The 25,732-nt window shown below is 74.0% G+C and carries 19 protein-coding genes; 15 read left to right on the top strand and 4 right to left on the bottom strand.

Annotation, left to right across the window (positions count from 1 at the left end):
* Positions 1-58 precede the first annotated feature (58 nt).
* The 6 genes from dxr (at position 59) to ACZ7MY_RS15230 (ending at position 7,189) form a co-directional block, all read left to right on the top strand.
* Entirely contained in the window at positions 59-1,327 is a 1,269-nt protein-coding gene (gene dxr / locus ACZ7MY_RS15255) for a 1-deoxy-D-xylulose-5-phosphate reductoisomerase (RefSeq protein WP_499602104.1), read from the top strand.
* Positions 1,324-2,649 (top strand): M50 family metallopeptidase, encoded by a 1,326-nt coding sequence (locus ACZ7MY_RS15250; RefSeq protein ID WP_499602103.1) that lies wholly within the window; start codon positions 1,324-1,326, stop codon positions 2,647-2,649. Before dxr ends, ACZ7MY_RS15250 begins: the two co-directional genes overlap by 4 nt.
* Before the next feature lie 100 nt (positions 2,650-2,749).
* Positions 2,750-3,904 carry a flavodoxin-dependent (E)-4-hydroxy-3-methylbut-2-enyl-diphosphate synthase gene (ispG, locus tag ACZ7MY_RS15245; RefSeq protein ID WP_396347457.1) on the top strand — a complete coding sequence of 385 codons (1,155 nt, stop codon included), beginning with the start codon at positions 2,750-2,752 and terminating at the stop codon, positions 3,902-3,904.
* Positions 3,905-4,036: 132 nt separating this feature from the next.
* Positions 4,037-4,882: a GNAT family N-acetyltransferase gene (locus ACZ7MY_RS15240; RefSeq protein WP_499602102.1), complete on the top strand. Its 846-nt coding sequence runs from the start codon at positions 4,037-4,039 to the stop codon at positions 4,880-4,882.
* 14 nt (positions 4,883-4,896) lie between these two features.
* Complete coding sequence (locus ACZ7MY_RS15235) at positions 4,897-5,430, top strand: GNAT family N-acetyltransferase (RefSeq protein WP_499602100.1); 534 nt, start codon at positions 4,897-4,899, stop codon at positions 5,428-5,430.
* Positions 5,431-5,500: 70 nt separating this feature from the next.
* Entirely contained in the window at positions 5,501-7,189 is a 1,689-nt protein-coding gene (locus ACZ7MY_RS15230) for a proline--tRNA ligase (RefSeq protein WP_499602098.1), read from the top strand.
* A 342-nt stretch (positions 7,190-7,531) separates the two neighbouring features.
* Here ACZ7MY_RS15230 and ACZ7MY_RS15225 read toward each other — a convergent pair whose 3' ends face one another.
* From ACZ7MY_RS15225 to ACZ7MY_RS15215, 3 genes are read right to left on the bottom strand one after another with little or no spacing between them, the layout of a single operon-like run.
* Positions 7,532-8,467, bottom strand: coding sequence for an aminoglycoside phosphotransferase family protein (locus ACZ7MY_RS15225; RefSeq protein WP_499602096.1), 936 nt, complete (start codon positions 8,465-8,467; stop codon positions 7,532-7,534).
* Positions 8,468-8,490: 23 nt separating this feature from the next.
* The gene (locus tag ACZ7MY_RS15220) at positions 8,491-8,937 is read right to left on the bottom strand and encodes a ferritin-like domain-containing protein (RefSeq protein ID WP_499602095.1); all 447 of its coding nucleotides are present in this window, start codon (positions 8,935-8,937) and stop codon (positions 8,491-8,493) included.
* An 8-nt stretch (positions 8,938-8,945) separates the two neighbouring features.
* Positions 8,946-9,503, bottom strand: coding sequence for a hypothetical protein (locus ACZ7MY_RS15215; RefSeq protein ID WP_499602732.1), 558 nt, complete (start codon positions 9,501-9,503; stop codon positions 8,946-8,948).
* Positions 9,504-9,654: 151 nt separating this feature from the next.
* On the opposite strand from ACZ7MY_RS15215, the gene rimP reads away from it, so the two are divergent.
* The 9 genes from rimP (at position 9,655) to ACZ7MY_RS15170 (ending at position 22,716) form a co-directional block, all read left to right on the top strand.
* Positions 9,655-10,179, top strand: coding sequence for a ribosome maturation factor RimP (gene rimP, locus ACZ7MY_RS15210; RefSeq protein WP_499602093.1), 525 nt, complete (start codon positions 9,655-9,657; stop codon positions 10,177-10,179).
* A gap of 2 nt (positions 10,180-10,181) precedes the next feature.
* Positions 10,182-11,168 (top strand): transcription termination factor NusA, encoded by a 987-nt coding sequence (gene nusA, locus ACZ7MY_RS15205; RefSeq protein ID WP_499602092.1) that lies wholly within the window; start codon positions 10,182-10,184, stop codon positions 11,166-11,168.
* Positions 11,169-11,246: 78 nt separating this feature from the next.
* The gene (locus ACZ7MY_RS15200; protein ID WP_499602090.1) at positions 11,247-11,528 is read left to right on the top strand and encodes a YlxR family protein; all 282 of its coding nucleotides are present in this window, start codon (positions 11,247-11,249) and stop codon (positions 11,526-11,528) included.
* A 154-nt stretch (positions 11,529-11,682) separates the two neighbouring features.
* On the top strand, positions 11,683-14,796 hold the full coding sequence (gene infB, locus ACZ7MY_RS15195; RefSeq protein WP_499602089.1) for a translation initiation factor IF-2: 3,114 nt from the start codon (positions 11,683-11,685) through the stop codon (positions 14,794-14,796).
* A 144-nt stretch (positions 14,797-14,940) separates the two neighbouring features.
* Positions 14,941-15,234, top strand: coding sequence for a DUF503 domain-containing protein (locus tag ACZ7MY_RS15190; RefSeq protein WP_431965611.1), 294 nt, complete (start codon positions 14,941-14,943; stop codon positions 15,232-15,234).
* A 42-nt stretch (positions 15,235-15,276) separates the two neighbouring features.
* Positions 15,277-15,816 (top strand): 30S ribosome-binding factor RbfA, encoded by a 540-nt coding sequence (rbfA, locus tag ACZ7MY_RS15185; RefSeq protein ID WP_499602087.1) that lies wholly within the window; start codon positions 15,277-15,279, stop codon positions 15,814-15,816.
* Complete coding sequence (gene truB / locus ACZ7MY_RS15180; protein WP_499602086.1) at positions 15,813-16,694, top strand: tRNA pseudouridine(55) synthase TruB; 882 nt, start codon at positions 15,813-15,815, stop codon at positions 16,692-16,694. Before rbfA ends, truB begins: the two co-directional genes overlap by 4 nt.
* A gap of 1,291 nt (positions 16,695-17,985) precedes the next feature.
* Positions 17,986-21,606, top strand: a complete 3,621-nt coding sequence (locus ACZ7MY_RS15175; protein ID WP_499602084.1) for a serine protease — start codon at positions 17,986-17,988, stop codon at positions 21,604-21,606.
* A 153-nt stretch (positions 21,607-21,759) separates the two neighbouring features.
* Positions 21,760-22,716 carry a bifunctional riboflavin kinase/FAD synthetase gene (locus ACZ7MY_RS15170; RefSeq protein WP_499602082.1) on the top strand — a complete coding sequence of 319 codons (957 nt, stop codon included), beginning with the start codon at positions 21,760-21,762 and terminating at the stop codon, positions 22,714-22,716.
* Positions 22,717-22,794: 78 nt separating this feature from the next.
* Here ACZ7MY_RS15170 and ACZ7MY_RS15165 read toward each other — a convergent pair whose 3' ends face one another.
* On the bottom strand, positions 22,795-25,446 hold the full coding sequence (locus ACZ7MY_RS15165) for an SCO5717 family growth-regulating ATPase (RefSeq protein ID WP_499602081.1): 2,652 nt from the start codon (positions 25,444-25,446) through the stop codon (positions 22,795-22,797).
* Positions 25,447-25,732 lie beyond the last annotated feature (286 nt).

The raw sequence follows: 25,732 nt of genomic DNA, 5'->3' as shown, positions 1-25,732 counted from the left end.
GCACCGCCTTCACGGAGGCGGTGCCCCCGCCGTGCCGGCGACCCGACACAATGGGGGGATGACGGACTCTCTCGCCGACCCCCACCTGCGGCTGCCCGTACCGGACGCAGCCGGCGGCGCCCACGACGGACCCCGCGACATCGTCGTCCTGGGCTCGACCGGATCGATCGGCACCCAGGCCATCGACGTCGTCCTGCGCAACCCCGACCGCTTCCGGGTGGTGGCCCTGTCCGCCGCCGGCGGCCGGGTCGGGCTCCTCGCCGACCAGGCGCTGCAGCTCGGCGTCTCCGCCGTCGCCGTCGCGGACGAGGACGCGGAGGGCCCGCTGCGGGAGGCGCTGGCCGAGCGCTACGGCACCGAGCCGCTGCCGGAGATCCTGGTCGGCCCGGACGCCGCGACCGAGCTGGCCGGCCGTCCGTGCCACTCCGTCCTGAACGGCATCACCGGCTCGATCGGCCTGCGCCCCACGCTGGCCGCGCTCGAGGCGGGGCGGATCCTGATCCTCGCCAACAAGGAGTCGCTGATCGTCGGCGGCCCCCTGGTGAAGGCCGTGGCGAAGCCGGGCCAGATCGTGCCCGTCGACTCCGAGCACTCCGCGCTGTTCCAGGCCCTCATGGGCGGCTCCCGCGCCGAGGTCCGCAAGCTCGTCGTGACCGCCTCCGGCGGCCCCTTCCGCGGCCGGGGCAAGGAGGAGCTGGCCGGGGTCACCCCCGAGCAGGCGCTGGCCCACCCCACCTGGGACATGGGCCCGGTGGTGACGATCAACTCGGCCACCCTGGTGAACAAGGGCCTGGAGGTCATCGAGGCCCACCTGCTCTACGACATTCCCTTCGACCGCATTGAGGTCGTCGTCCACCCGCAGTCGTATATCCACTCGATGGTGGAATTCACTGACGGCTCCACGCTGGCCCAGGTCAGCCCGCCCGACATGCGGATGCCGATCTCGCTGGGCCTCGGCTGGCCCGAGCGGGTGCCCGACGCCGCGCCCGGGTGCGACTGGACCAAGGCGGCCACGTGGACCTTCTTCCCGCTGGACGACGAGGCGTTCCCGGCGGTGGCGCTCGCGCGCCACGTCGGTAGCCTCGGGGGTACCGCCCCCGCGGTGTTCAACGCGGCCAACGAGGAGTGCGTGGCCGCGTTCCTCGCGGGCACGCTGCCCTTCACGGGCATCGTGGACACCGTCGCAAGGGTGGTGCAGGAGCACGGCACTCCCGCCGAAGGAACCTCCCTCACCGTGGAGGACGTCCTCGAGGCGGAGAGCTGGGCGCGGGCCCGCGCCCGGGAACTGGCTGCGGAACAGGCGACAACGGAGGCAGCACACGTATGACAGGACTCATGTGGGGTCTGGGGATCGCGGTCTTCGTGGTCGGGCTTCTGGCCTCCATCGCCTGGCACGAACTCGGCCACCTCTCCACGGCCAAACTCTTCAAGATCCGCGTGCCGCAGTACATGGTCGGCTTCGGGCCGACCATCTGGTCCCGCCACAAGGGTGAGACCGAGTACGGCGTCAAGGCGATCCCGCTCGGCGGCTACATCCGCATGATCGGCATGTTCCCGCCCGGCGACGACGGCCGGATCGCCGCCCGCTCCACCTCGCCCTTCCGGGGGATGATCGAGGACGCCCGCTCCGCGGCGTACGAGGAACTCAAGCCCGGCGACGAGACCCGGATGTTCTACACGCGCAAGCCCTGGAAGCGCGTGATCGTCATGTTCGCCGGCCCGTTCATGAACCTGATCCTGGCCTTCGGCCTCTTCCTGGCGCTCTTCATGGGCTTCGGCATCCCCACCCAGACGACGACGGTGGGCTCGGTATCGGACTGCGTCATCCCCGCTTCCGACACCGAGGCCCTCAAGGCCAAGGACCCCTGCACCCGCGGCGACTACCCGGCCGCTCCCGCCAAGGCGGCCGGTCTGCGGCAGCGCGACCGGATCGTGGCCTTCAACGGGGTGAAGGTCGACGACAGCCAGTGGACGGTGCTGCAGCAGGAGATCCGCAAGACCATCGGCCCCGCCACGATCACCGTCGTGCGCGACGGCAAGACCGTCGACCTGCACGCGAACCTGATCCCCAACAAGGTCGTCAAGACCGACGGGCACGGGGGCATCGTCAAGGACCAGTACGTCCAGGCCGGGTTCCTCGGCTTCACGCCCGCGGACGGCGTGGTGACGTACGGTTTCGGGCAGTCCATCGACCACATGGGCACCACCGCCGAGGAGAGTGTCCGGTCCCTCGCGGCGCTCCCCGGCAAGATCCCCGACCTGTGGAACGCGGTCTTCAGCGGCGCCGAGCGGCAGCCCGACTCCCCGGTCGGCATGATCGGTGCGGCGCGTCTCGGCGGCGACATCTTCTCGCTGCCGCTGCCGGCCACGCAGAAGGTCGCCACGATGGTGAACCTGCTCGCCATGATCAACATGGCCCTCTTCCTGTTCAACATGCTCCCGCTGCTGCCGCTCGACGGCGGGCACATCGCGGGCGCCCTGTGGGAGTCCGTCCGCCGGAAGTTCGCCAAGGTCTTCCGCCGTGCCGACCCCGGCCCCTTCGACGTGGCGAAGCTGATGCCGGTCGCCTACGTCGTCGCCGGAATCTTCATCTGCTTCACGGCCCTGGTCATGGCCGCGGATCTCATCAATCCGGTGCGTTTGACATAGCGCGATGTCGGAGGCGTGGGTGGGGTGACGTAGTCTCGTTCAACGGAGCCCGCCCACGCCGCCGGGACCTCGATCCGCTTACTTTGGGGATGCCACGCACATGACCGCGATTTCGCTCGGGATGCCGTCCGTTCCGATCAAGCTCGCCGACCGCCGCAAGAGCCGCCAGATCCAGGTCGGGTCGGTCGCGGTCGGCGGCGACGCCCCGGTCTCCGTCCAGTCCATGACCACCACCGTCACGGCCGACATCGGCGCCACGCTGCAGCAGATCGCCGAGCTCACCGCGTCCGGCTGCCAGATCGTCCGCGTCGCCTGCCCCTCGCAGGACGACGCCGACGCCCTCGCCACCATCGCCAGGAAGTCGCAGATCCCGGTGATCGCGGACATCCACTTCCAGCCGAAGTACGTCTTCGCGGCCATCGACGCCGGCTGCGCCGCGGTGCGGGTGAACCCGGGCAACATCCGGCAGTTCGACGACAAGGTGAAGGAGATCGCCAAGGCGGCCTCCGACGCCGGCACCCCGATCCGGATCGGTGTGAACGCCGGGTCGCTCGACAAGCGGCTGCTGGAGAAGTACGGCAAGGCGACGCCCGAGGCGCTGGTGGAGTCGGCGCTGTGGGAGTGCTCGCTGTTCGAGGAGCACGGCTTCCGGGACATCAAGATCTCGGTGAAGCACAACGACCCGGTGGTGATGGTCAACGCGTACCGGCTGCTGGCGGCGCAGTGCGACTACCCGCTGCACCTGGGCGTGACCGAGGCGGGTCCGGCGTTCCAGGGCACGATCAAGTCGGCGGTGGCGTTCGGTGCGCTGCTGAGCGAGGGGATCGGTGACACGATCCGGGTGTCGCTGTCGGCGCCTCCGGCGGAGGAGGTCAAGGTCGGCATCCAGATCCTGGAGTCGCTGAACCTGCGGCAGCGGCGGCTGGAGATCGTCTCGTGCCCGTCGTGCGGGCGGGCGCAGGTGGACGTGTACAAGCTGGCGGACCAGGTGACGGCGGGTCTGGAGGGCATGGAGGTCCCGCTGCGGGTCGCGGTGATGGGCTGTGTCGTCAACGGCCCGGGTGAGGCGCGCGAGGCGGACCTGGGGGTGGCCTCGGGCAACGGCAAGGGGCAGATCTTCGTCAAGGGCGAGGTCATCAAGACCGTCCCCGAGTCGAAGATCGTCGAGACCCTCATCGAAGAGGCCATGAAGCTCGCCGAGCAGATGGAGGCCGACGGCGTCACCTCCGGCGAGCCCTCCGTCTCCGTCAGCTGAACCACCGGCCGCTCCCGCGTCCCGGACCCCCGCGGTCCGGGATACGGGCCGGCCCGGGCGGAACACGCGTTCGCGAGGTAAGGTTCGGGGACTTCCCCCGACCGCTGCGGCCCGTACGGTGAGGCGCCCCACGTGTTGACGACCACGACGACCAAGGTCATGGAACCCGGCGAACTCGACGCCGCCCTCGCGGTGCTCGACCGCGACCCGGTGGCCAACGCCTTCGTTGCCTCCCGGGTCGCCGTCGCCGGCCTCGACCCCTGGCGCCTCGGCGGCGAGATGTGGGGCTGGTACTCCGGAGGCCGCCTCGAGGCGCTCTGCTACGCCGGCGCCAACCTCGTCCCGATCAGCGCCGGCCCCGAAGCCGTCCGCGCCTTCGCCGAGCGGGCCCTGCGCGCCGGACGCCGCTGCTCCTCCATCGTCGGGCCCGCCCCCGCCGCCTCCGCGCTGTGGTCGCTGCTCGAACCCAGCTGGGGCCCCGCCCGCGAGGTCCGCGCCCACCAGCCGCTGATGGTCACCCGCGCACTGCCCGCCCAGGTCGAGCCCGACCCCCACGTGCGGCGGGTCCGGCGCGACGAGATGGACGTGATCATGCCGGCCTGCGTCGCCATGTTCACCGAGGAGGTCGGCGTCTCCCCGCTCGCCGGCGACGGCGGACTGATCTACCAGGCCCGCGTCGCCGAACTCGTCAGCGCCGGCCGTGCGTTCGCCCGCATCGAGGACGGCAGGGTCGTCTTCAAGGCGGAGATCGGCGCCGTCACCCGGCACGCCTGCCAGATCCAGGGCGTCTGGGTCGCCCCCGAGTACCGCGGCCGCCGCCTGTCCGAGACCGGCATGGCCGCCGTCCTCCACTACGCGCTGCGCGACGTCGCCCCGGTGGCCAGCCTCTACGTCAACGACTTCAACGCGCCCGCCCGCGCCGCCTACCGCCGGGTCGGCTTCACCGAGGTCGGCGCCTTCATGAGCGTCCTGTTCTAGTAGTGTCGCCGCCCATGGAGGACGTGGCGGTAGAGCCGATCGACCTGACGGCACGGGTGGACGAGGCGCTGGCCGTCCAGGCGGTCGCCTTCGGACTGGGCGCGGAGGAGGTCGCCATCCGGCGGCAGATCGTGCTGCGGCACCTCTGCTTCCCCGGCGTCCGCTCGCTCGGCGCGCTCACCCCCGACGGACGGCTCGCCGGCTTCGTGTACGGCATGCCCAACAGCCGCACCCACTGGTGGTCCACCGTCGTCGAGCCCTACCTGCGGCGCACCGGCACCGACGCGTGGCTCGACGACTCCTTCACCATCACCGAACTGCACGTCCACCCCGATTTCCAGGGCCGCGGCATCGGGCGCGCCCTCATCACCACCATCACCGACGGCGCTGACGAACCCCGCAGCATCCTGTCCGCCATCGACACCGAGAGCCGGGCCCGGCGGCTCTACCGCGCCCTCGGCTACACCGACCTGGCGCGGCCCGTGCACTTCCCCAGCGCCGCCAGCCCCTACGCCGTCATGGGCGCCCACCTCCCGCTCGCCCGGTAAACGCGTTTCCGGCTGCGCGCCACGGCTCGATATCCTCGGCGGAACGGTACGAAACCCCCTGGAGAGCCCCATGGTCCTGCGCATGTCCCGGCTGATGCTCAAGACGCTGCGCGACGACCCGGCCGACGCCGAGACCGCGAGCCACAAACTCCTGGTCCGGGCCGGATACGTCCGCCGCTCCTCCGCGGGGGTGTGGACCTGGCTGCCGCTCGGCAAGCGCGTGCTGGAGAACGTCGCCCGCGTCGTCCGCGAGGAGATGGACGCCATCGGGGGCCAGGAGGTCCTGCTGCCCGCGCTGCTCCCGCGCGAGAACTACGAGGCCACCGGCCGCGCCGGCGAGTACGGCGACCTGCTCTTCCAGCTCCGCGACCGCAAGGGCGCGGACTACGTGCTCGGTCCCACGCACGAGGAGATCTTCACCCAGGTGGTGAAGGACCAGTGCACGTCCTACAAGGACCTGCCGGTGATCCTCTACCAGATCCAGACCAAGTACCGCGACGAGGCCCGGCCCCGGTCCGGCGTGCTGCGCGGCCGCGAGTTCCAGATGAAGGACTCCTACTCCTTCGACACCACCGACGAGGGGCTGGCCGAGGCCTACCGGCTGCACCGCGAGGCCTACGTCAAGATCTTCTCGCGGCTCGGCTTCGACTACCGCATCGTCTCCGCCGTCTCCGGCGCGATGGGCGGCTCGGCCTCCGAGGAGTTCCTCGCCCCCGCCTCCGCCGGCGAGGACACCTTCGTGGACTGCCCGGCCTGCGACTACGCGGCCAACACCGAGGCCGTCACCACCGTGGTGCCCCCCGTCGAGGGCGCCGCGCACCCTCCGCTGGAGGAGGTCGACACCCCCGACACCCCCACCATCGAGACCCTCGCGGCCCACCTCGGCGTGCCGGCCTCGGCCACCCTGAAGAACCTGCTCGTCAAGGTCGACGGCGAGATCGTCGCCGTCGGCGTCCCCGGCGACCGCGAGGTCGACCTCGGCAAGCTCGCGGAGCACCTCGCCCCCGCCGAGGTCGAACTCGTCACCGCCGAGGACTTCACCGGCCGCCCCGACCTCGTCCGCGGCTACGTCGGCCCGCAGGGCCTCACCGGCGTCCGCTACCTCGCCGACCCGCGCGTCGCGCCGGGCACGGCCTGGGTCACCGGCGCCAACAAGCCCGACACGCACGCCCGCAACGTCGTCTGCGGCCGCGACTTCGAGGTCGACGAGTACCTCGACGTCGTCACCGTCGAGCCCGGCGACCCCTGCCCGCGCTGCGGCGCCGGCCTCAAGCTGGACCGGGCCATCGAGATCGGCCACATCTTCCAGCTGGGCCGCAAGTACGCCGACGCCTTCGGGCTCGACGTCCTCGGCCAGAACGGCAAGCCCGTCCGGGTCACCATGGGCTCGTACGGCATCGGCGTCTCCCGCGCCGTCGCCGCGCTCGCCGAGCAGACCGCCGACGGGCAGGGCCTGTGCTGGCCGCGCGAGGTCGCCCCGGCGGACGTCCACGTCGTGGCGGCGGGCAAGGCACTGCAGACGGAGCTGGCCCTGGAGGTCGCGGAGAAGCTGCACGCCGCCGGGGTCCGGGTCATCGTCGACGACCGCGCGGGCGTCTCCCCGGGCGTCAAGTTCACGGACGCGGAACTGCTCGGGGTGCCCACGATTCTGGTGGTGGGGCGGGGGGCCGCGGACGGGGTCGTCGAGGTGAAGGACCGGCGGTCCGGGGAGCGGGAGGAGTTGTCCGTGGGGGATGCGGTGGCGCGCCTTTCCGCGTAGCGGGTGCGGGTGGGTGTGGTTGCGGCCGGTTGTTGTGTGCGGGTCCGTTGCGCCTGCGGTCGGCTGCGCCGGGCTGCCCGGGGGGTGTGTGCGGGTCCGTTGCGCCTGCGGCGGGCGTCCGCCCACCCTCCCGCCCTCCCCCAGCCTTCGGCCGGGGGGACCCCCATCCGGCGCGGTCGGTGCGGGTCTCGCACGTTGTTGTGGGGTCGGGGCCGCGCCGGCGCGGCCCCGACCCCACAACGAGGTCCGAGACCCGCACCAATTGCGCTGGGCAATCGGGCGGGAGGGTGGGGGAGAAACCCAACCCCAGCCACGTAAGACCCGAACGCGGGGACCCGGGGTCTACAGCCAGGCCGCGAACTCCAGCAAGAGCTCGCCGGCCTGACGGTCCCCCATGGAGAACTCCCACACCCCTGCCTCGACCGCGCGGAACAGTGCCCACCCGCGGACGCGGTCCCGGTCGGCGTCGAGGGAGTCGGAGAGCTTGGCGACCCTGCGGCGGGCCGCGGACTGCGAGCCCGGCGTGGCGACCAGCGTCTCGAGGCGGTCGCGGACGAGCCACGCCAGGTCGTACGCGGGCTCGCCCGCCAGCGGCCTGGGGTCGACGGCCAGCCACGGCACGCGGTCCGCGGCGAGCACGTTCCCGTGGTGGTAGTCGCCGTGCAGCAGCACCGCCTCGCCCGGGGCGTCCGCGCACAACTCGTCGCGGACCGCGAGTGCCTCGTCGACCAGGGGCCGGGCCTCGTCCGGCACGTACGGCTGTTCGCGCCGTTCCCGCAGCAGTGCCGCCAGGCGCGCCGTGTGCTCGGCGACGGGCACGAACGGGTGGCCCTCACCCGGGGGGACCCAGAGCCGCTGCAGGGTGGCGCACGCCTCGAGCATCGCCTTCTGCTCGGGCAGCGAGCGCAGCGACACGTCGTTGTGCAGGCGCTCCAGCAGGAGCGCCCCCGCGTCGGGGTCGGCCCGCAGCAGGCGGACCGCGCCGCGGCCGTCCCAGCGGGCGAGCGCGGCGTGTTCGTGCCGGGTCTCGTCCGTGACGAGGCCGACCTTGAGGGTCGCGGGGGTGTCGTCGGCCTGCTGTACGAGGACGGCCATGCTGGTCCGGCCGCCGGGGGAGAGGACGCGCTCGGGCCGCAGTTCCCAGCGCGCGAGGAGGTCCGCGACGCGCTCGGGGAGGCCGGCGAGCCAGGCGCGGCCCGCCTCGCCCTCCCGGGCGCTGACCGTGCGGACCAGCCGCTCGGGCGGTTCCAGGTGCTGGGGCTGAGGTGCCGAGGCCATGCGTGGGTACGTCCCTCCTGGTGCTAAACCTTCTCCGCGGCCGTCCGCTCGCGTTCGGCCAGCCCCGGGAAGGCTACGCTCCCCCCGCGCCAGCGCACGGCGCGGACCGCCGCCTCGCGCAGCGCGTCGGCCGCCCCGCGGCGCAGATCGGCGGCGGCGGCGCGCACGAGGTCCGCGTAGACCCCGGCGACCCGGTCCTCCAGTTCCGCGGCGAGACGCACGGCCGCCGCGCGGTCCGGCACGTCGAACGGGAGGGCGTACGCGGGCTCGGCGGCGACGGGTTCGCCGCCGAGGTCGCCGACGGTGCGGCGCAGCGCGTCGCGGCGGGCGCGGTGCGCGTCGTACGACTGCTGGGACTGCCGGGCGAGTTCCTCGCCGACGCGGGCGCCGACGATGCCGTAGCCGTACACCGCGGCGTGCTCGGCGGAGAGTGCGGCCTGGACGGCCTTGAGCAGCGCTTGCTGTGCCATGGGTCGGGTCAGTGCTCCTTGAGCAGCAGGACGTGCCCGGCGCCGCAGGCGGCCACCGAGGCGAGCAGGCGGGCGAGTTCGGCCGGCGCGTCCAGGAGTGCGGCGGTCCGGGCGTCGGCGAGCGTGCGCTCGGCCGCCGCCAGCGCGGACAGCGCGTCCCCGGCCCGCGCGGGGACGGACGGGGAGGCCGAAGGCGACGGCGACGCGGATGGCGAGGGCGCCGCGGATCCCGAGGGCGACGGCGAAGCGGAACGCACGGACGGGCCGAACGCCTCGGCGTGGCGCGCCACTTCGGCCCGCAGCGGCTGCAGCCGCTTCGCCAGGTCCGGGTGCGCCGTGATGGTGGCGTCGTAGCGCGCGAGCAGTGCCGCGCTGTCCCGGGCGGCCCGCCGGCGCAGCGTCACGCTCGCGTCGGCGGACGGCGAGCCCTTCGCGGAGGTCCCCTCGGGCCGTGTCCCGTCGGAGCATCCGCCGAGCAATCCTGCCGCGGCCGGCAGGACGAGGGCGGCGCGGACCGCGCGCCGGCGGGGAATGTTGCTGAGCGGCACAGTGCCCCTTCCCGTGATCACCTCACGTGAGGGTACCCGCGCGGCGGCCGACGGCCGTGACGGCGCCCTCCGCGGCGCCGAATCGTCGTTCCGGGACCTGAACCGATAGGCTTTGGCCCGACACACGACCTTCCATCACAACAGCACACGCGGCCGAGGAGTCACCCGGATGAGCACCACCCAGAGCGAGAGGCTGCGCGCGCTGCTCGAGCCGCTCGTCGTGAAGACGGGGCTCGAACTGGAAGAGGTCAAGGTGACCGCGGCCGGCAACCGTCGGCAGCTCCAGGTGATCGTGGACTCCGACGAGGGTGCCCCGCTGGACACGATCGCCGAGCTGAGCCGGGAGATCTCGCAGGTACTCGACGACGCCGACGCCATGGGCGGGGCGGCGTACCTGCTGGAGGTCTCCTCGCCGGGCCTGGACCGTCCGCTCACCGAACCGCGCCACTTCCGGCGCAACGAGGGCCGGCTGGTCAAGCTGACGACGGCCGGCGGCGAGCAGTTGGTCGCGCGGATCCTCGCGGTCGACGAGGAAGGGCTCGACCTGGAGGTCCCGGGTGTCAAGGGACGCAAGCCCAAGCCCGCCCGTGTCGCCTTCGGTGAGATCGCCAAGGCGCGGGTGGAGATCGAATTCAGTCGCAAGGACCCGGCCGGTGCCGATACTGACGGCGACGAGAGCACTGAGGAGGCGTAGCCGTGGACATCGACATGAGTGCCCTGCGGGGTCTGGTCCGGGAGAAGGAGATCTCCTTCGACCTGCTGGTCGAGGCGATCGAGTCGGCGCTCCTCATCGCGTACCACCGCGAGCCGGGCAGCCGCCGCAACGCGCGCGTCCAGCTCGACCGCACCAACGGGCACGTCACGGTGTGGGCCAAGGAGGACCCGTCGGAGACCCCCGAGGGCGCCGAGCCCCAGGAGTTCGACGACACGCCCAGCGGTTTCGGGCGGATCGCCGCGACCACGGCCAAGCAGGTCATCCTGCAGCGGCTGCGGGACGCGGAGGAGGAGATCACCTTCGGCGAGTACGCCGGACGTGAGGGCGACATCGTCACCGGTGTCGTCCAGCAGGGCAAGGACCCCAAGAACGTCCTGGTCGACATCGGCAAGCTCGAGGCGATCCTGCCCGTGCAGGAGCAGGTGCCCGGCGAGGACTACAAGCACGGCACCCGGCTGCGCTCGTACGTCGTCCGGGTGGCCAAGGGCGTGCGCGGTCCGTCCGTGACGCTCTCGCGGACCCACCCCAACCTGGTGAAGAAGCTCTTCGCGCTGGAGGTCCCGGAGATCGCCGACGGTTCCGTCGAGATCTCCGCGATCGCCCGCGAGGCCGGCCACCGCACGAAGATCGCGGTCCGCTCCGGACGCTCCGGGCTGAACGCCAAGGGCGCCTGCATCGGCCCCATGGGCGCCCGGGTGCGCGCGGTGATGGCCGAGCTGAACGGCGAGAAGATCGACATCGTCGACTGGTCGGACGACCCGGCGGAGATGGTCGCCAACGCCCTGTCACCCGCTCGGGTGAGCAAGGTGGAGATCGTCGACATGGGCGCCCGCTCCGCGCGGGTGACCGTGCCGGACTACCAGTTGTCGCTGGCGATCGGCAAGGAAGGGCAGAACGCACGCCTTGCCGCACGGCTCACGGGCTGGCGGATCGACATCCGGCCGGACACCGAGCAGGCCGAGCAGTAGCACCCGCGGGTGACGGAAGAACAACCGTGCGTCGAATAACCCGGAGGGGTGAGGTCGGCGCGGGGAGGTAGACTAAGGATGTCTGGCCGGACGCATGGCCCAGCACGCCCGGAGCGCACGTGCATCGGGTGCAGGGAGCGGGCGGTCAAGCATGATCTGCTGCGTGTGGCGGTGGTCGGGGAGTCCTGTGTTCCCGATCTTCGCGGTACGCTGCCCGGTCGGGGTGCCTATGTGCACCCCGACACCGTCTGTCTCGACCTGGCGGTCCGCCGCCGGGCGTTCCCGCGGGCCTTCCGGGCCCGGGGAGCGCTGGACACCGCGGACCTCCGCGGGTACGTCGAGCAGGCACACCGTGAGTAGGCAGGAAGACCGCTCGGGCGACCGTGCGGTCAGTACCCCGCGAGTTGGAAGTAGGTCGAGATTGCGATGAGCACTCGATGAGCACGCGATGAGTACGCCCATGAAGTAGCGACGGTCCGGCGGACGACCACCCCGGACCTCATGAAGGAGCGAAGTGGCTAAGGTCCGGGTATACGAACTCGCCAAGGAGTTCGGAGTTGAGAGCAAGGTCGTCATGGCCAAGCTCCAAGAACTTGGCGAATTCGTCCGTTCGGCGTCCTCGACGATCGAGGCGCCGGTTGTTCGCAAGCTGACTGACGCACTGCAGGGCCCCGGCGGCGGTTCCGCCTCCAAGCCCTCAGGTGCCAAGCCCGCGGCGCCGCGCAAGGCCGCGCCCGCAAAGCCGGCCACCCCCACTCCGGGTGCGCCGGCCCGTCCCGCTGCCCCGACCCCGAAGCCGGCCGCGGGACCTGCCCCCACCACCCCCAAGCCCGCGGGTGGCGCCGCGCCGGCCCCGGGCCCGCGCCCGACCCCCGGCCCCAAGCCGGCCCCGGCCAAGCCCGCCCCGGTCACCCCGGTGCCGCAGGCGGAGTTCTCCGCCCCGCCGGCCCCGGCCCCGGAGCGTCCCGCCGCCCAGGAGCGTCCGGCCCAGGCCGAGCGCCCCTCCGGCGGTCGTCCCGGTGGCCCCGGCCCGCGTCCCGGCGCCCGTCCCTCCGGTCCCGGTCAGCGTGACGGCGGCCGTGGCCAGGGCGGCCCCGGTGCCCCGCGTCCCGGCGGCCAGGCCGCGCGTCCGGGCGCCCCGCGTCCGGCCGGTCCCCGTCCGGGCAACAACCCCTTCACCTCCGGCTCCACCGGCATGCCGCGCCCGCAGGCGCCGCGTCCCGGCGGCGGCCACGGTGGTGCCCCCGGCCAGTCCGGCCCGCGCCCCGGTGGCGCCCCGGGTGCCGCCGGTCCCCGTCCGGGTGGCGCTCCGCGTCCCGGTGGCGGTGCCGCCTCCGGCGGTCCGCGTCCGACCCCGGGCGGCATGCCCCGTCCGCAGGGCGGCGGTCCCCGTCCGAACCCCGGCATGATGCCGCAGCGTCCCGCTGCCGGCGGTGCCCCGGGTCGTCCGGGCGGTCCCGGTCGTCCCGGCGGCGGCCCCGGCGCGCGTCCCGGCGGCGGTGCCGGTCGTCCCGGCGGCGGCGGCTTCGCCGGTCGTCCCGGTGGCGGTGGCGGCGGCGGTCGTCCCGGTGGCGGCGGCGGCTTCGGCGGTCCGCGTCCGGGCGGTGCCCCCGGCGGTGGCGGTGGCGGCGGCTTCGCCGGCCGTCCCGGCGGCGGCGGCTTCGGCGGTCGTCCCGGTGGCCCGGGTGGCCGCGGTGGCACGCAGGGCGCCTTCGGCCGTGGCCCCGGTGGCCGTCCGGCCCGTGGGCGCAAGTCGAAGCGGGCGAAGCGCCAGGAGTACGAGGCCATGCAGGCCCCGTCCGTGGGCGGCGTGCTGCTGCCCCGCGGCAACGGCGACACCGTGCGCCTCTCCCGTGGTGCCTCGCTGACCGACTTCGCCGAGAAGATCGGCGCCAACCCGGCGTCGCTCGTCCAGGTGATGCTGAACCTCGGCGAGATGGTCACCGCGACCCAGTCCGTCTCCGACGACACGCTGCAGCTGCTCGCCGACGAGATGAACTACACCCTCCAGATCGTCAGCCCGGAGGAGGAGGACCGCGAGCTCCTCGAGTCCTTCGACATCGAGTTCGGCGAGGACGAGGGCGGCGAGGAAGCGCTCGTCGCGCGTCCGCCGGTCGTGACCGTCATGGGTCACGTCGACCACGGCAAGACCCGCCTCCTCGACGCGATCCGCAAGACCAACGTGGTCGCGGGCGAGGCCGGCGGCATCACCCAGCACATCGGTGCGTACCAGGTGGCCACCGAGGTCAACGGCGAGCACCGGGCGATCACCTTCATCGACACCCCCGGTCACGAGGCGTTCACCGCCATGCGTGCCCGCGGTGCCAAGTCCACCGACATCGCGATCCTCGTGGTGGCGGCGAACGACGGCGTCATGCCCCAGACGATCGAGGCGCTGAACCACGCCAAGGCGGCCGACGTGCCGATCGTGGTCGCGGTCAACAAGATCGACGTCGAGGGCGCCGACCCGACGAAGGTGCGCGGTCAGCTCACCGAGTTCGGCCTGGTGGCCGAGGAGTACGGCGGCGAGACGATGTTCGTCGACATCTCCGCCAAGCAGGGCCTGAACATCGACAGCCTCCTGGAGGCCGTGGTCCTGACCGCGGACGCCGCGCTCGACCTGCGCGCCAACCCGGAGCAGGACGCCCAGGGCATCGCGATCGAGGCCCACCTCGACCGCGGCCGCGGCGCCGTGGCGACCGTCCTGGTCCAGCGCGGCACCCTGCGGGTCGGCGACACCATGGTGGTCGGCGACGCGTACGGCCGTGTCCGCGCCATGCTCGACGACACCGGCAACACCGTCGACGAGGCGGGCCCCTCGACCCCGGTCCTGGTGCTCGGTCTGACGAACGTGCCGGGTGCCGGCGACAACTTCCTGGTGGTCGACGAGGACCGTACGGCCCGTCAGATCGCCGAGAAGCGTGCCGCCCGCGAGCGCAACGCGGCCTTCGCCAAGTCCCGCCGCCGGGTCAGCCTGGAGGACCTGGACAAGGTGCTCAAGGCCGGCGAGGTCCAGCAGCTCAACCTCATCATCAAGGGCGACGCGTCCGGTTCGGTCGAGGCCCTGGAGTCCTCGCTGCTCCAGCTCGACGTCGGCGAGGACGTGGACCTGCGCATCCTCCACCGGGGTGTCGGTGCGGTCACCGAGACCGACGTCACCCTGGCGGCGGGCTCCGACGCGATCATCATCGGCTTCAACGTGCGGGCCGAGGGCCGCGCCACGTCGCTGGCCGAGCGTGAGGGCGTCGACGTCCGCTACTACTCGGTGATCTACCAGGTCATCGACGAGATCGAGGCGGCGCTCAAGGGCATGCTCAAGCCCGAGTACGAGGAGGTGGAGCTCGGCACCGCCGAGATCCGCGAGGTCTTCCGCTCCTCCAAGCTCGGCAACATCGCCGGTGTGCTCATCCGCTCCGGCGAGGTCCGACGCAACGCCAAGGCGCGTCTGCTGCGTGACGGCAAGGTCGTCGCCGAGAACCTCACCATCGAGGGTCTGCGGCGCTTCAAGGACGACGTCACCGAGATTCGTGAAGGTTTCGAGGGTGGTATCAACCTCGGCAACTACAACGACATCAAGATCGACGACGTCGTCGCGACCTACGAGCTGCGCGAGAAGCCTCGCGTCTGATCGAGGTACACATGACCGGGGCCGGTTGGCGGAGGGTAAATTCCGTCGATCGGCCCCGGCCGTTGCCTTTACTGTGGTGATTGCTGTTCACGGTGTTCGCACCGTTCACTACGAGGCCCCACAGGTCGGCTTGACCTGATGCCCATGTATGTAGGGACGCTGTCCTTCGACCTGCTTCTCGGCGACGTCCGCTCGCTGAAGGAGAAGCGGTCCGTCATCCGGCCCATCGTGGCCGAGCTCCACCGCAAGTTCGCGGTGAGCGTCGCCGAGGTCGACCACCACGACCTCTACCGCAGGGCCGAGATCGGCGTGGCGGTCGTGTCCGGGGACCTCGGGCACATCAAGGACGTCCTCGGACGCTGCGAGCGCTGGATGGCCTCGCGCCCCGAGGTGGACCTGCTGTCGGCGCGGCAGCAGGTGCACGGGGACGACGACTGACACTCACGTACCGAAGCGTGAAGAGAAGAGAGAAGAGCACGCATGACCGACACCGCGCGGGCGCGCAAGCTGGCGGACCGCATCCGGGTCGTGGTCGCGGAGACGCTCCAGAGGCGGATCAAGGACCCGCGGCTGGGCTACGTGACGATCACGGACACCCGGGTCACCGGTGACCTCCGGGAGGCGACCGTCTTCTACACGGTCTTCGGTGACGACGAGGAGCGGGCCGCCTCGGCGGCGGCTCTGGAGAGTGCCAAGGGCGTCCTCCGCTCGGAGGTCGGACGGCAGACCGGCGTGCGTTTCACGCCCACCCTGACGTTCGTCGCCGACGCGGTCCCGGAGAACGCGCGCACGATCGAGGACCTGCTCGCCAAGGCACGGCTGGCCGACGAGGAGGTCCGTAAGACCGCCACGGACGCCACGTACGCCGGTGAGGCCGATCCCTACCGGAAGCCGGGGGAGGACGAGGACGACGGCGAGGACGAGGGCGAGGGCGAGTACGCCGGCGAGGGCGAGGGTGGCGCGGGTGGGTCCGAGGGCGGGTCCGCAGGCGGGTCCGCGACGGAGGACGGCGCACGATGAAGGACGGGCTTGTCATCGTCGACAAGCCGGGCGGGATGACCTCGCACGACGTCGTGTCCCGGCTGCGCAGGCTGGCCGGGACACGGCGCGTGGGGCACGCCGGCACGCTCGACCCCATGGCCACCGGCGTCCTCGTCATCGGCGTCGAGAAGGCCACCCGGCTGCTCGGGCACCTCGCGCTCACCCGCAAGGAGTACGAGGCGACCATCCGGCTCGGCCGGAGCACGGTCACGGACGACGCGGAGGGCGAGGTCACGGCCTCGGTCCCCGCGGACGGGGTCACCCGTGAGGCCATCGACGCGGGCATCGTGCCGCTGACCGGGGACATCATGCAGGTGCCCTCCAAGGTGAGTGCGATCAAGGTCGACGGCGTCCGGTCCTACGCCCGTGTGCGCGGCGGCGAGGACTTCGAGCTGGCGGCGCGGCCGGTGACGGTGTCGGCGTTCGTGGTGCGGGACGTCCGGCACGTCCCGCTGGAGGGCGGAGCCGTGGTCGACGTCGACGTCACGGTCGAGTGCTCCTCCGGCACGTACATCCGGGCCCTCGCCCGGGACCTGGGCGCCGCGCTCGGCGTCGGCGGCCACCTCACCGCGCTGCGGCGCACCCGTGTCGGGCCCTACGGGGCCGACCTCGCCCGCACGCTGGAGCAGCTCACGGAGGCGTTCGCGGTGCTGCCCATCGGGGAGGCCGCGGCGGCGGCGTTCCCCCGGTGGGACGTGGACGACCGGCAGGCGCGGTTGCTCGGGAACGGGGTGCGGCTGGAGGCGCCGCCGTCCCTGGGGGCGGTGCCGACGGCGGTGTTCGGGCCGGAGGGGGAGTTTTTGGCGCTGGTGGAGGCGCGGGAGGGGCAGGCTCGGATCCTGGCCAACCTGCGCTGACGCTGCGCTTCCGGACCGGGTTGGTGGTTGTGTGCCCGGTGGGTTGTTGTGTGCGGCGCCGCTGTGGTTGTTGTTGGGGTTTCTCCCCCGCCCTCCCTCCCCCAGCCTTCGGCCGGGGGGACCCCCATCCGGCGCGATTGGTGCGGGTCTCGCACGTTGTGTTGGGGTCGGCGCCGCGCCGGCGCACTCCCCCAGCCTTCGGCCGGGGGGACCCCCAGAACGCTCGCGGTTTACGTCCACATCGTCGGGCGCCGCACTTGACCGCTCGCCTCCCCCAGCCTTCGGCCAGGGGGAGCACCCCGACACACCCCCTCCGGCCGGTTTGGGCGCACGACGGCCGGTGGGGGGTGTGGAGGTAGCCCGGGGTTGCCCCGGACCGCCCTCTGACCCCACGGCCCCACGGTGCAAGCCCGCATCATTCGGCACCGCGTATGGCGCTCGTCTTCCTCAGTCTTCGGCCAGGGGGAGCACCCCGCCACACCCCCTCCCGTCGTATGGGCGTACAACGGCCGGTGGGGGGGTCAGATAGGCGTGCGGGGGTACCCGGAACCGTTCTCTGCCCCCTGCGGCCCCGTGGTTCCAGCCCGCATCGTTCGGCACCGGGTCCGCCGTTCGTTTCCCCCGGCCTTCGGCCAGGGGAGCACCCCGCCACGCCCCCTCCCTGTTGTGCGGGCGCAGGGTGTCCCGTTGGGGGTGTGTCGGACAGGTGCCGTGCCCCCGGACTGCCTTCTGACCTCCCACCGGCCGTTGGCCGCGACGGATACGGAGGGGGTGGGGGAGGTGGGGGCACCCCCGGCCGAAGGCTGGGGGAGGGTGGGCGTTCTGGACGCTGACGTGTATGTGATGTGCGGCAGCGACGGCACCGACGAGTGCTCCCCGCCATGCACATGAATATGCGGTACAGAATGCCCACCCCGGAGGCCCCGCGCCCGGCCCACCCATGCACAGGGCGCAGGCCCGCACCAACCGTGCCGGATGGGGGTCCCCCCGGCCGAAGGCTGGGGGAGGGAGGGAGGGTGGGAGACAGCCCGCCGCAGGCGCAACGGACCCGCACACAACAACCGGGCCGCAAGCGCGTGAGCGTGGGCGCGGGCCCTCCCCCCTGGCGGCCCGCGCCGCACGATCCCCCCTCCCCCCGTCCCTATCCACCCCGCAAGATCGATTCACTCCAACGGGCAGGCGCTCGGAGTGAAGAGAGGGAGCGCTCGGGGGCGCTTTCGACATGGGATCTGTTCTGTCGATCAACGGACGTCTACGGTCGAAACGGGCACTGTGGCGGGGAGGTGCGCAGATGGCGGTGCTGCCCGCCGATGTCGACAGGGCGCTGGTGCGCGTTCGTGACCTGGCCGGACGGCCGCGAGGGACGGGGTTCCTCGTCGAGGCGCGGGACGGCCGCGGGATGCTCGTGACGAGCCACGAGGCCGTGGACGGCCTCGTCCGGCTCGTGCTGCACGCGCACGGGGAACAGACGACCCTCGTCGAGGTGCACGCGATCACGCCGTTGCCGGAGCTGGGGCTCGCGCTCGTGGCGACGGAGGGGCTGGACGTGCCGCCGCTGCCCGTGGCGGGGTTCGCGGGGCCCGGGCGGGCCGTGCGGTTGCGCGGCGCGGGCTGGGTGGAGGCCACGATCGCGGGGACGGCTCCGGTGACGTACACCGCGACGGACCGCTTCCATCTGCTCGACGCGGCGTACGAGTTGGCCGGCGCGCGCGGGGACGACGAGCCGCTGCGCGCGGTCGCCTCCGGGGAGCCGGTGATCGACGCCGAGACCGGGGCGGTGCACGGCGTCCTCGTGACGGCGATGCACGCGGGGCGGCGCGCGGGCGGATTCGCGGTGCCGTTGCGCGCCCCCGCCGAGGGCGGGGTGCTCGGGGAGGCGCTGGCGCGCAACGCGGCGACCGTGCCCGCGTACGGGCCGCATCTGAACATCGCCGGGGCGCTGCAGCTGACCGCGACCTCGGTAGGTTCCGCGGCCCGGCCGCGGGCCTGGCGGGAGGCCGTCGTACGGCCGGACACGGAGGCGGAGCTGGCCCGGTTCACGGGGGAGGGGTGCGCCCCGGTGCTGGGGCTGGTCGGCGCCCCCGGGAGCGGGCGTACGACCGAGCTGGAGGTGCTCGCCGCGCGGCGTGCCGCCGGTCCGGACCCGGCGCCCACGGTGTGGCTGCGCGGGGCCGAACTGCGGGCGGGGGACGCCGGGTTGCGGGAGGCAGTGGCGCGCGCGCTGGCCGCCGCGGGGCGCATCGTGCACGCCGGGACGGCGCCGGAGCACGCGCCGGCCGACGCGTCCCCCGATGCGGTCGCCCGCCTGGCGCGCACCGTGGGGCGGCCGTTGCTCGTCGTGCTGGACGCCCCCGAGGAGATGCCGCCGGTGCTCGCCCACGCGCTGCCCGAGTGGGCGGCTGAGACGGCGAGCTGGCTGCGGTCGGCGGGTGCCCGGCTGATCGTGGCCTGCCGCCCCGAGTACTGGGAACAGGCCGGGGCGCTCTTCCCGCCCGGCGTACTCCATGACGCCGGAACCCCGCCAGGCGCCCGCGCACTGCCCGCGTGCCTGCGCCTGGGCGCGCTGCCGGAGGAGCCGGCGCGGCTCGTCCGCGAGCGCCACGGACTGCCCGCCGGCGCCCTCGCCGAGCAGGACGCGGCGCATCCGCTGGCGCTGCGGCTGCTGTCGGAGGTACGGGCCGCCGGCGGCGGCCTCATGGGACGGCCGGGCCGGACGGAGGTGTTCTCGGCCCATCTGGACCTGCTGTGCCTGCGGATCGCGGACCGCATCGCGGCCGCCACGCCCCCCGCGCGGGCCCCGGAGGTGCGGCGGCTGGCCGCCCGTGTCGCCGGGCAGGCGCACGAGGTGGCCCGGCGCTGTCTGGGCCCCGGGCAGGGCGAACTGGACCGCGCCTCCTTCGAGGAGCTGTTCCCGTGGCGCTCCGGGTGGGCCGCGGCGGTGCTCACGGAGGGGCTCGTCGTACCGGCCGGCGCGGGGTACCGCTTCGCGCACGAGGAGTTCGGCGACTGGCTGCAGGGCTGTCAACTCGACCTGGACGAGGCGCTGTACGCCCTCGTGCACCGCTGGTCGGCCGGCGACCGGGACGGCAGCGCCGAGGCCCCCGTGCGCCTGCCCGCCCGGGCCGCCGCGCAGCCGCGGCACAGCGCGGTGCCACCGGTCCCGCCCGCTCCGTCGCTGGCCCCGCCCTCCGTGCCGCGCTGCCTGCCCGTGCCCCGGCACCGCATCGGACCCGTCGTGCAGGCGCTGCTGCTGACCGCGCGCCGCTCAGGGCCGGAGACCCTCGCCCGCAGGCTGCGGCAACTCGTCCTCGTGCTCGACCGTGACGCCGCCGTGCCCGCGGCCCACGGCGCCGCGGGCGTCCTGCCGCGCGGCCACGGCGGGCGGTCGGCGGTCCGGCGCGCGGACGCGGTGTGGTGGGCGGCGCATCTGCTGGGGGAGACCCTGCTCGCGGTGCCCGACGCCACACCGTACCGGGAGGTGCTGCGGCTGCTGGCGGAACGCGTCACCGCCCGCTCCATCGAGGCCGGTGGCTTCCACGAGGGCGCGGGGCTGGGGGAGTTCGGCCCGTGGTTCTGGCGGCGGCTGCGGCTTCCCCCGGAGGAGCGTCTGGCCCTGCTGCGGCTGCTGCTGCCTGCCGACGGGCCGCCGCGCGCCGCGGACGGCACACGCGAGCGGTTCCTGACGGCGGCCGGCGAGGTGCTGACCGGTGCGCCGCGACCGTCGCTGCCCGCCCTGTGCGACTGGTTCACCGACGAACGGCTGCTGCAGTCCGCGCCCTCCGGCCCCCGGCCGACGGTCGCCACCGCGGCGCAGGCCCTGCTCCACACCCACCGGCGGCAGGCGGTGGACGACCTCACCGAGGCCCTGGCCGCCACGGACCACGCGCGTTCCCGGGAGCTGCTGGCGGCCCTCGCCGAGGACGAGCCGTCCGCCGTGTGCCGCGCCGTCGACCGCTGGGCGCACGACGACCGGCCCGAGCGCCACACCGACGCCGCCACCTACGGCCTGCTGGCCGCCCCGCACGCCGCACTCGCCGCCGACCGCGAGCTGCTGCGCTACGCGGCCCTGGCGATCCTGGCCAGACCCGCCGACCGCGCCCTGTACGGTGCCGCGCTGGGCCTCCTCGTGCGGGACCCGGCGACCCGCTCCCTCCACCTGGCCGCCGCCCTGGACGGATTCGCCGCCGGCGATCCCCTGCTGCCGGCCGCGGCGCTCGCCGCTGCCCTGCCCACCCATCCCGAGCAGGTGCTCGCCGCCTTCCACCGCCGGCTGCGCGAACCCGGTCCCGGCGCCGCCGAGGTGCTGCGCGAGCTGGCCGAGGTCTCCACCCCGGCGCTGGCGCGGCGGGCCGCCGCCCTGGTGTGGGACCACCTCGCCCACCGCCCCGAGGACGCGCCGTACGCGGCGGCCTACCTCGACCGCCGGCTGGAGCACGGCCCGGCCGCCCGCGCCGTGCTCCTGCCGCTCGTCACCGGCCTGCTGCGGGAGCACCCGCCGCAGGTGCGCAGGGTGCTGGCGCCCGTGCTGGCCGCGCCGGGCGGCCAGGTCTCCCGTCCGCTGCGCCGGGAGCTGCTGGACGTCCTGCTGGAGCAGGAGCGCGACCCCGCGGTGCTGGACGCCCTGCTCACCGCGGCCGCCGACGGGTGCGCCCGGCGGCCGGCCCCGGTGACCCGCGACCTGGTGCACCGGGTCGGCCTCCTGCTCTGCCGTACGCCCGAGGGCGCGGCCCTCTTCGACCGGCGGCTGGTGCAGCTGGTCAGCGGGTCCCCCGGGTTCGGCCGGCAGGTGCGCGGATGGCTGGCCGCCGACGGGCCCGACGGCGCGGGCACCGGGGCATGGGACGCGGTCATCGGCCCCAGCGCCCGGCGCATGTGCGACCAGCTCGCGCCCGCGCGGGCGGTGGGCCTGTGACGGGCTCCCGGGCCGGGCGGTCGGGCGGGGGACGACCCGCGCCGGATCCGGAACGGCCCCGTCACCGGGGGTGCCGCGCCGGTGGGGGGCCCGGCATGGCAGGCTTGGACCTGCACATCGGAGAACCATCGGCGGTCGAGGAGAGCGGTCACTGTGCAGCGCTGGCGAGGCCTGGAGGACGTCCCCGAGGACTGGGGACGCAGCGTCGTCACCATCGGCTCGTACGACGGTGTGCACCGCGGCCACCAGCTGATCATCGGCCGGGCCGTCGAGCGCGCCCGCGAGCTGGGCGTCGCCTCCGTCGTCGTCACCTTCGACCCGCACCCCAGCGAGGTCGTCCGCCCGGGCAGCCACCCGCCGCTGCTGGCGGCCCACCACCGCCGCGCCGAGCTGATGGCGGAGCTGGGTGTGGACGCCCTGCTGATCCTGCCGTTCACCACCGAGTTCTCGCAGCTCTCTCCGGGCGACTTCATCCGCACCGTGCTGGTCGACGCGCTCCACGCCCGGGCCGTCGTCGAGGGCCCGAACTTCCGATTCGGGCACAAGGCGGCCGGTGACGTGGAGTTCCTCTCCGCGATGGGGCTGAAGTACGACTACGAGGTGGACGTCGTCGACCTCTACCTGACGGGCGAGGCGGGCGGCGGCCAGCCGTTCTCCTCCACCATGACCCGCCGCCTGGTCGCCGAGGGCGACGTGGCGGGCGCCCGCGAGATCCTCGGCCGGCCGCACCGCGTCGAGGGCGTGGTCGTCCGCGGCGCCCAGCGCGGCCGCGACCTCGGCTACCCGACGGCGAACGTCGAGACGCTGCCGCACACCGCGATCCCCGCCGACGGGGTCTACGCCGGCTGGCTGCACGTGGCGGGCGAGGCCATGCCCGCCGCGATCTCCGTCGGCACCAACCCCACCTTCGACGGCACCGCCCGCACCGTCGAGGCCTACGCCATCGACCGCGTCGGCCTGGACCTGTACGGGCTACACGTCGCCGTCGACTTCCTCGCCTACCTGCGGGGCATGGAGAAGTTCGACACGATCGACGCGCTCCTGGAGCGGATGGCCGACGACGTCAAGCGCGCCCGGGAGCTGGTCGACGCCTACGGCGCCACCGACTGAGTCCGCGGCCGGAGCGCCGCCGACCAGCCGGACGGAAAGGGCCCGTCCCGCCACGATGGCGGGACGGGCCCTTTTCCGTCACTGCTGCTGGGTCCAGCCCGGCGGGACCTGCCCCGGAGCCGGGGGCTGCTGTCCGGGCTGCGCCTCCTGGCCGGGCTGCGCCTCCTGCGGCGGGGGCGGCTGCTGCGTCCAGCCCTGGGGCATGCCGCCTTGGCCGGGCGGTGGCGGGGGCGGCGGCGCCGGCTGCCCGTACGGCGGCTGCTGCGGGTAGCCGTACCCCTGTTGCGGGGGCATCGGCTGCTGCGGCGGGTACGGCTGCTGTCCCTGCTGGGGCGGGTAGCCGCCCTGCTGCTGCGGCATCGGCTGCTGGGGCGGGTAGACGCCCTGAGCCTGCTGCGCGCGGACGAAGTCCTCGGCGACCAGCGACGCCAGGTGGAAGTACGCCTCCCTGGTCTTCGGCCGCATCATGTCGAGGTCGACCTCGGCGCCCGCGGCGAGGTGCTCGTCGAAGGGCACCACGACGACGCCGCGGCAGCGGGTCTCGAAGTGCGCGACGATGTCGTCCACCTTGATCATCTTGCCGGTCTCGCGCACCCCCGAGATCACGGTGAGGCTGCGCTGCACGAGGTCGGCGTAGCCGTGCGCGGCGAGCCAGTCCAGGGTCGTGCTGGCACTGCTGGCACCGTCGACCGACGGGGTGGAGATGATGATCAGCTGGTCGGCCAAGTCGAGCACGCCGCGCATGGCGCTGTAGAGCAGGCCGGTGCCGGAGTCGGTCAGGATGATCGGGTACTGCTGGCCGAGCAGGGCCACCGCGCGGCGGTAGTCCTCGTCGTTGAAGGTGGTGGAGACGGCCGGGTCCACGTCGTTGGCGATGATCTCCAGACCGGAGGGCGCCTGCGAGGTGAAGCGCCGGATGTCCATGTAGCTGTTGAGCTGCGGCAGCGCCTGGACCAGGTCGCGGATCGTCGCCCCGGTCTCCCGGCGCACCCGGCGGCCGAGGGTGCCGGCGTCCGGGTTGGCGTCGATGGCGAGGATCTTGTCCTGGCGCTCGGACGCGAGCGTGGAACCCAGCGCGGTGGTGGTCGTCGTCTTGCCGACGCCGCCCTTGAGGCTGATCACCGCGATCCGGTAGCAGGACAGCACCGGGGTGCGGATCAGGTCCAGCTTGCGCTGGCGCTCCTGCTCCTCCTTCTTGGCGCCGATCTTGAAGCGCGAGGGCTGGTTGTTGTTCTTGCGCGCCTTCGGCTGCTGCCGCAGCAGCCGGTCCGAGGACAGCTCCACGGCCGCGTTGTAGCCGAGCGGCGCGCCGTGCATCACGCGCTGCTGCTGCTCCTGGCCGGGACCGGGGCCGCCCCAGCCGGCCGCCGTGCGCGGGTCCACGGGCGGGGTGGGCTGCGGTTGCGGTTGCTGCTGCTGCGGCGGGGCCGGGGGCTGCGGGTGGGGCTGGGAGTGCGGCTGCGGTTGTGGCTGCGGTTGCGGCTGTACGGGCGGCTGGGGCTGGGCGTACGGGCCGGGCACCTGCTGCGGATAGCCGTAACCGTGCGGCGGCGGAGGGGGGTTGGCGCCGTCGGCGTACGGCGGCATCGGCTGCTGCCCCTGCTGCGGGAGCGGGCCCGGAGCGGGCGCGGGAGCCGGCGGCTGCTGCGGGCCGGGCTGCCCGTACGGCGGCACGGGCGGCTGCGGCTGGGGCGGGACCGGCTGCTGCTGCGGGCCCGGCCCCTGCTGCGGGTAGCCGTACCCCTGCTGCGCGTACGGCGGTTGTGGCTGCGGCTGCGGAGGCTGCTGCGCGTTGGGGTCGCCCCACGGGGCGCCCTGGTTCGGCTGCGGGTAGCCGTAGCCGTGCGGCGGCGGGACCGGCTGGGGGTAGCCGTAGCCGTACGGTGGCTGCGGCGCGGGCACGTTGGGGTCGCCCCAGGGCGCGCCCTGGTGGGGCGGCTGCGGGTAGCCGTACCCCTGCTGCGGCGCCTCCTGCGGGGCGGCCGGCTGGTACTCCGGGGGCAGCGGCGGCACCTGGGACTGCGGCGCCGGGGCGGGCGGCGCGGTGACGGGCGGCTGGGCCTGCGCCTGCTGCTCGGGGGCGGCCGGGGCCTGTGCCTCGGGCGTCTCAGCCGGTTGGGGCGCCGGTTCCGGCTCCGCGGGTGCGGGCGTCGCCTCGGCGGCGACGGGTGCGGGTTCCTGTGCGGGACGCGGTTCGGCCGGCTGCGGTTCCTCGGGCCGGGCGGGCCCGGGGTCGGCGAAGACCGCCGCCGCCGCGGCCTCACGGGCTGCGTCGGGGACCACGGGCGCGGGCTGCGGTTGCGCGGGCGCCGGAGTGGGCGGCTCCTCCTCCGCGGCCGGGGCCACCGCGGGGGCGGGCGCGGCCGGTTGCTCGGGCTGCGGTTGCTGCGGCTGCTGCGACGGGGGCTGCTGCTGCGGTGCCGCCGCCTCGGGGGCGGCCGCCGTCGTGGGCGCCACCGGCCCGCCGACCGGCGGACCCACGGGCGGCCCGAGCGGCGGGTTCACCGGAGCGGCGACCGGCGGCCCGACGGGCGGCGGCGGGCTGACCGCGGGGCCCGGACCCGGACCGGGGGCGGGCGCCGGCGGCGTGGCGGGACCTCCGCCGGCCTGCTGCGTGTACCAGGACGGCGGCGCGTAGTCGATCTGGAACTCGCCCGTGAGGTCCGCGTCGGACTGATCCCCGTCCGGGACGGCCCCGCCCGTGCGGATGTCGTCCTGATCGCTGCTCACTGTGCCTCCTGGTCAACTGATGTACGCGTCCCACCCGTCGGAGCGGACGCGTTTCCCCCGTCTCGGAGTTCCCGCGGCGCAGCCGCCACGGCTCACCGGAAGAGCCTAATCACCCGGCCCGCGGGTAGGGCAAGCGCCGCGGGCGTCACGGCGGGCACGCCGGCGTGATGCCCTGTTTGCCCCGCACGGGGGCCGCACCGCCGACGAGTTGACGCGACCGCTGCGGATCCCGGGACCCCTGTGCCCCATGCCCCGTGCCGCGGCCCGGAAACCGCCGCGGCACCAG

This window comes from Streptomyces sp. NPDC111520 (assembly GCF_055635295.1).
This window is presented reverse-complemented; position numbering and strand designations above follow the sequence as displayed.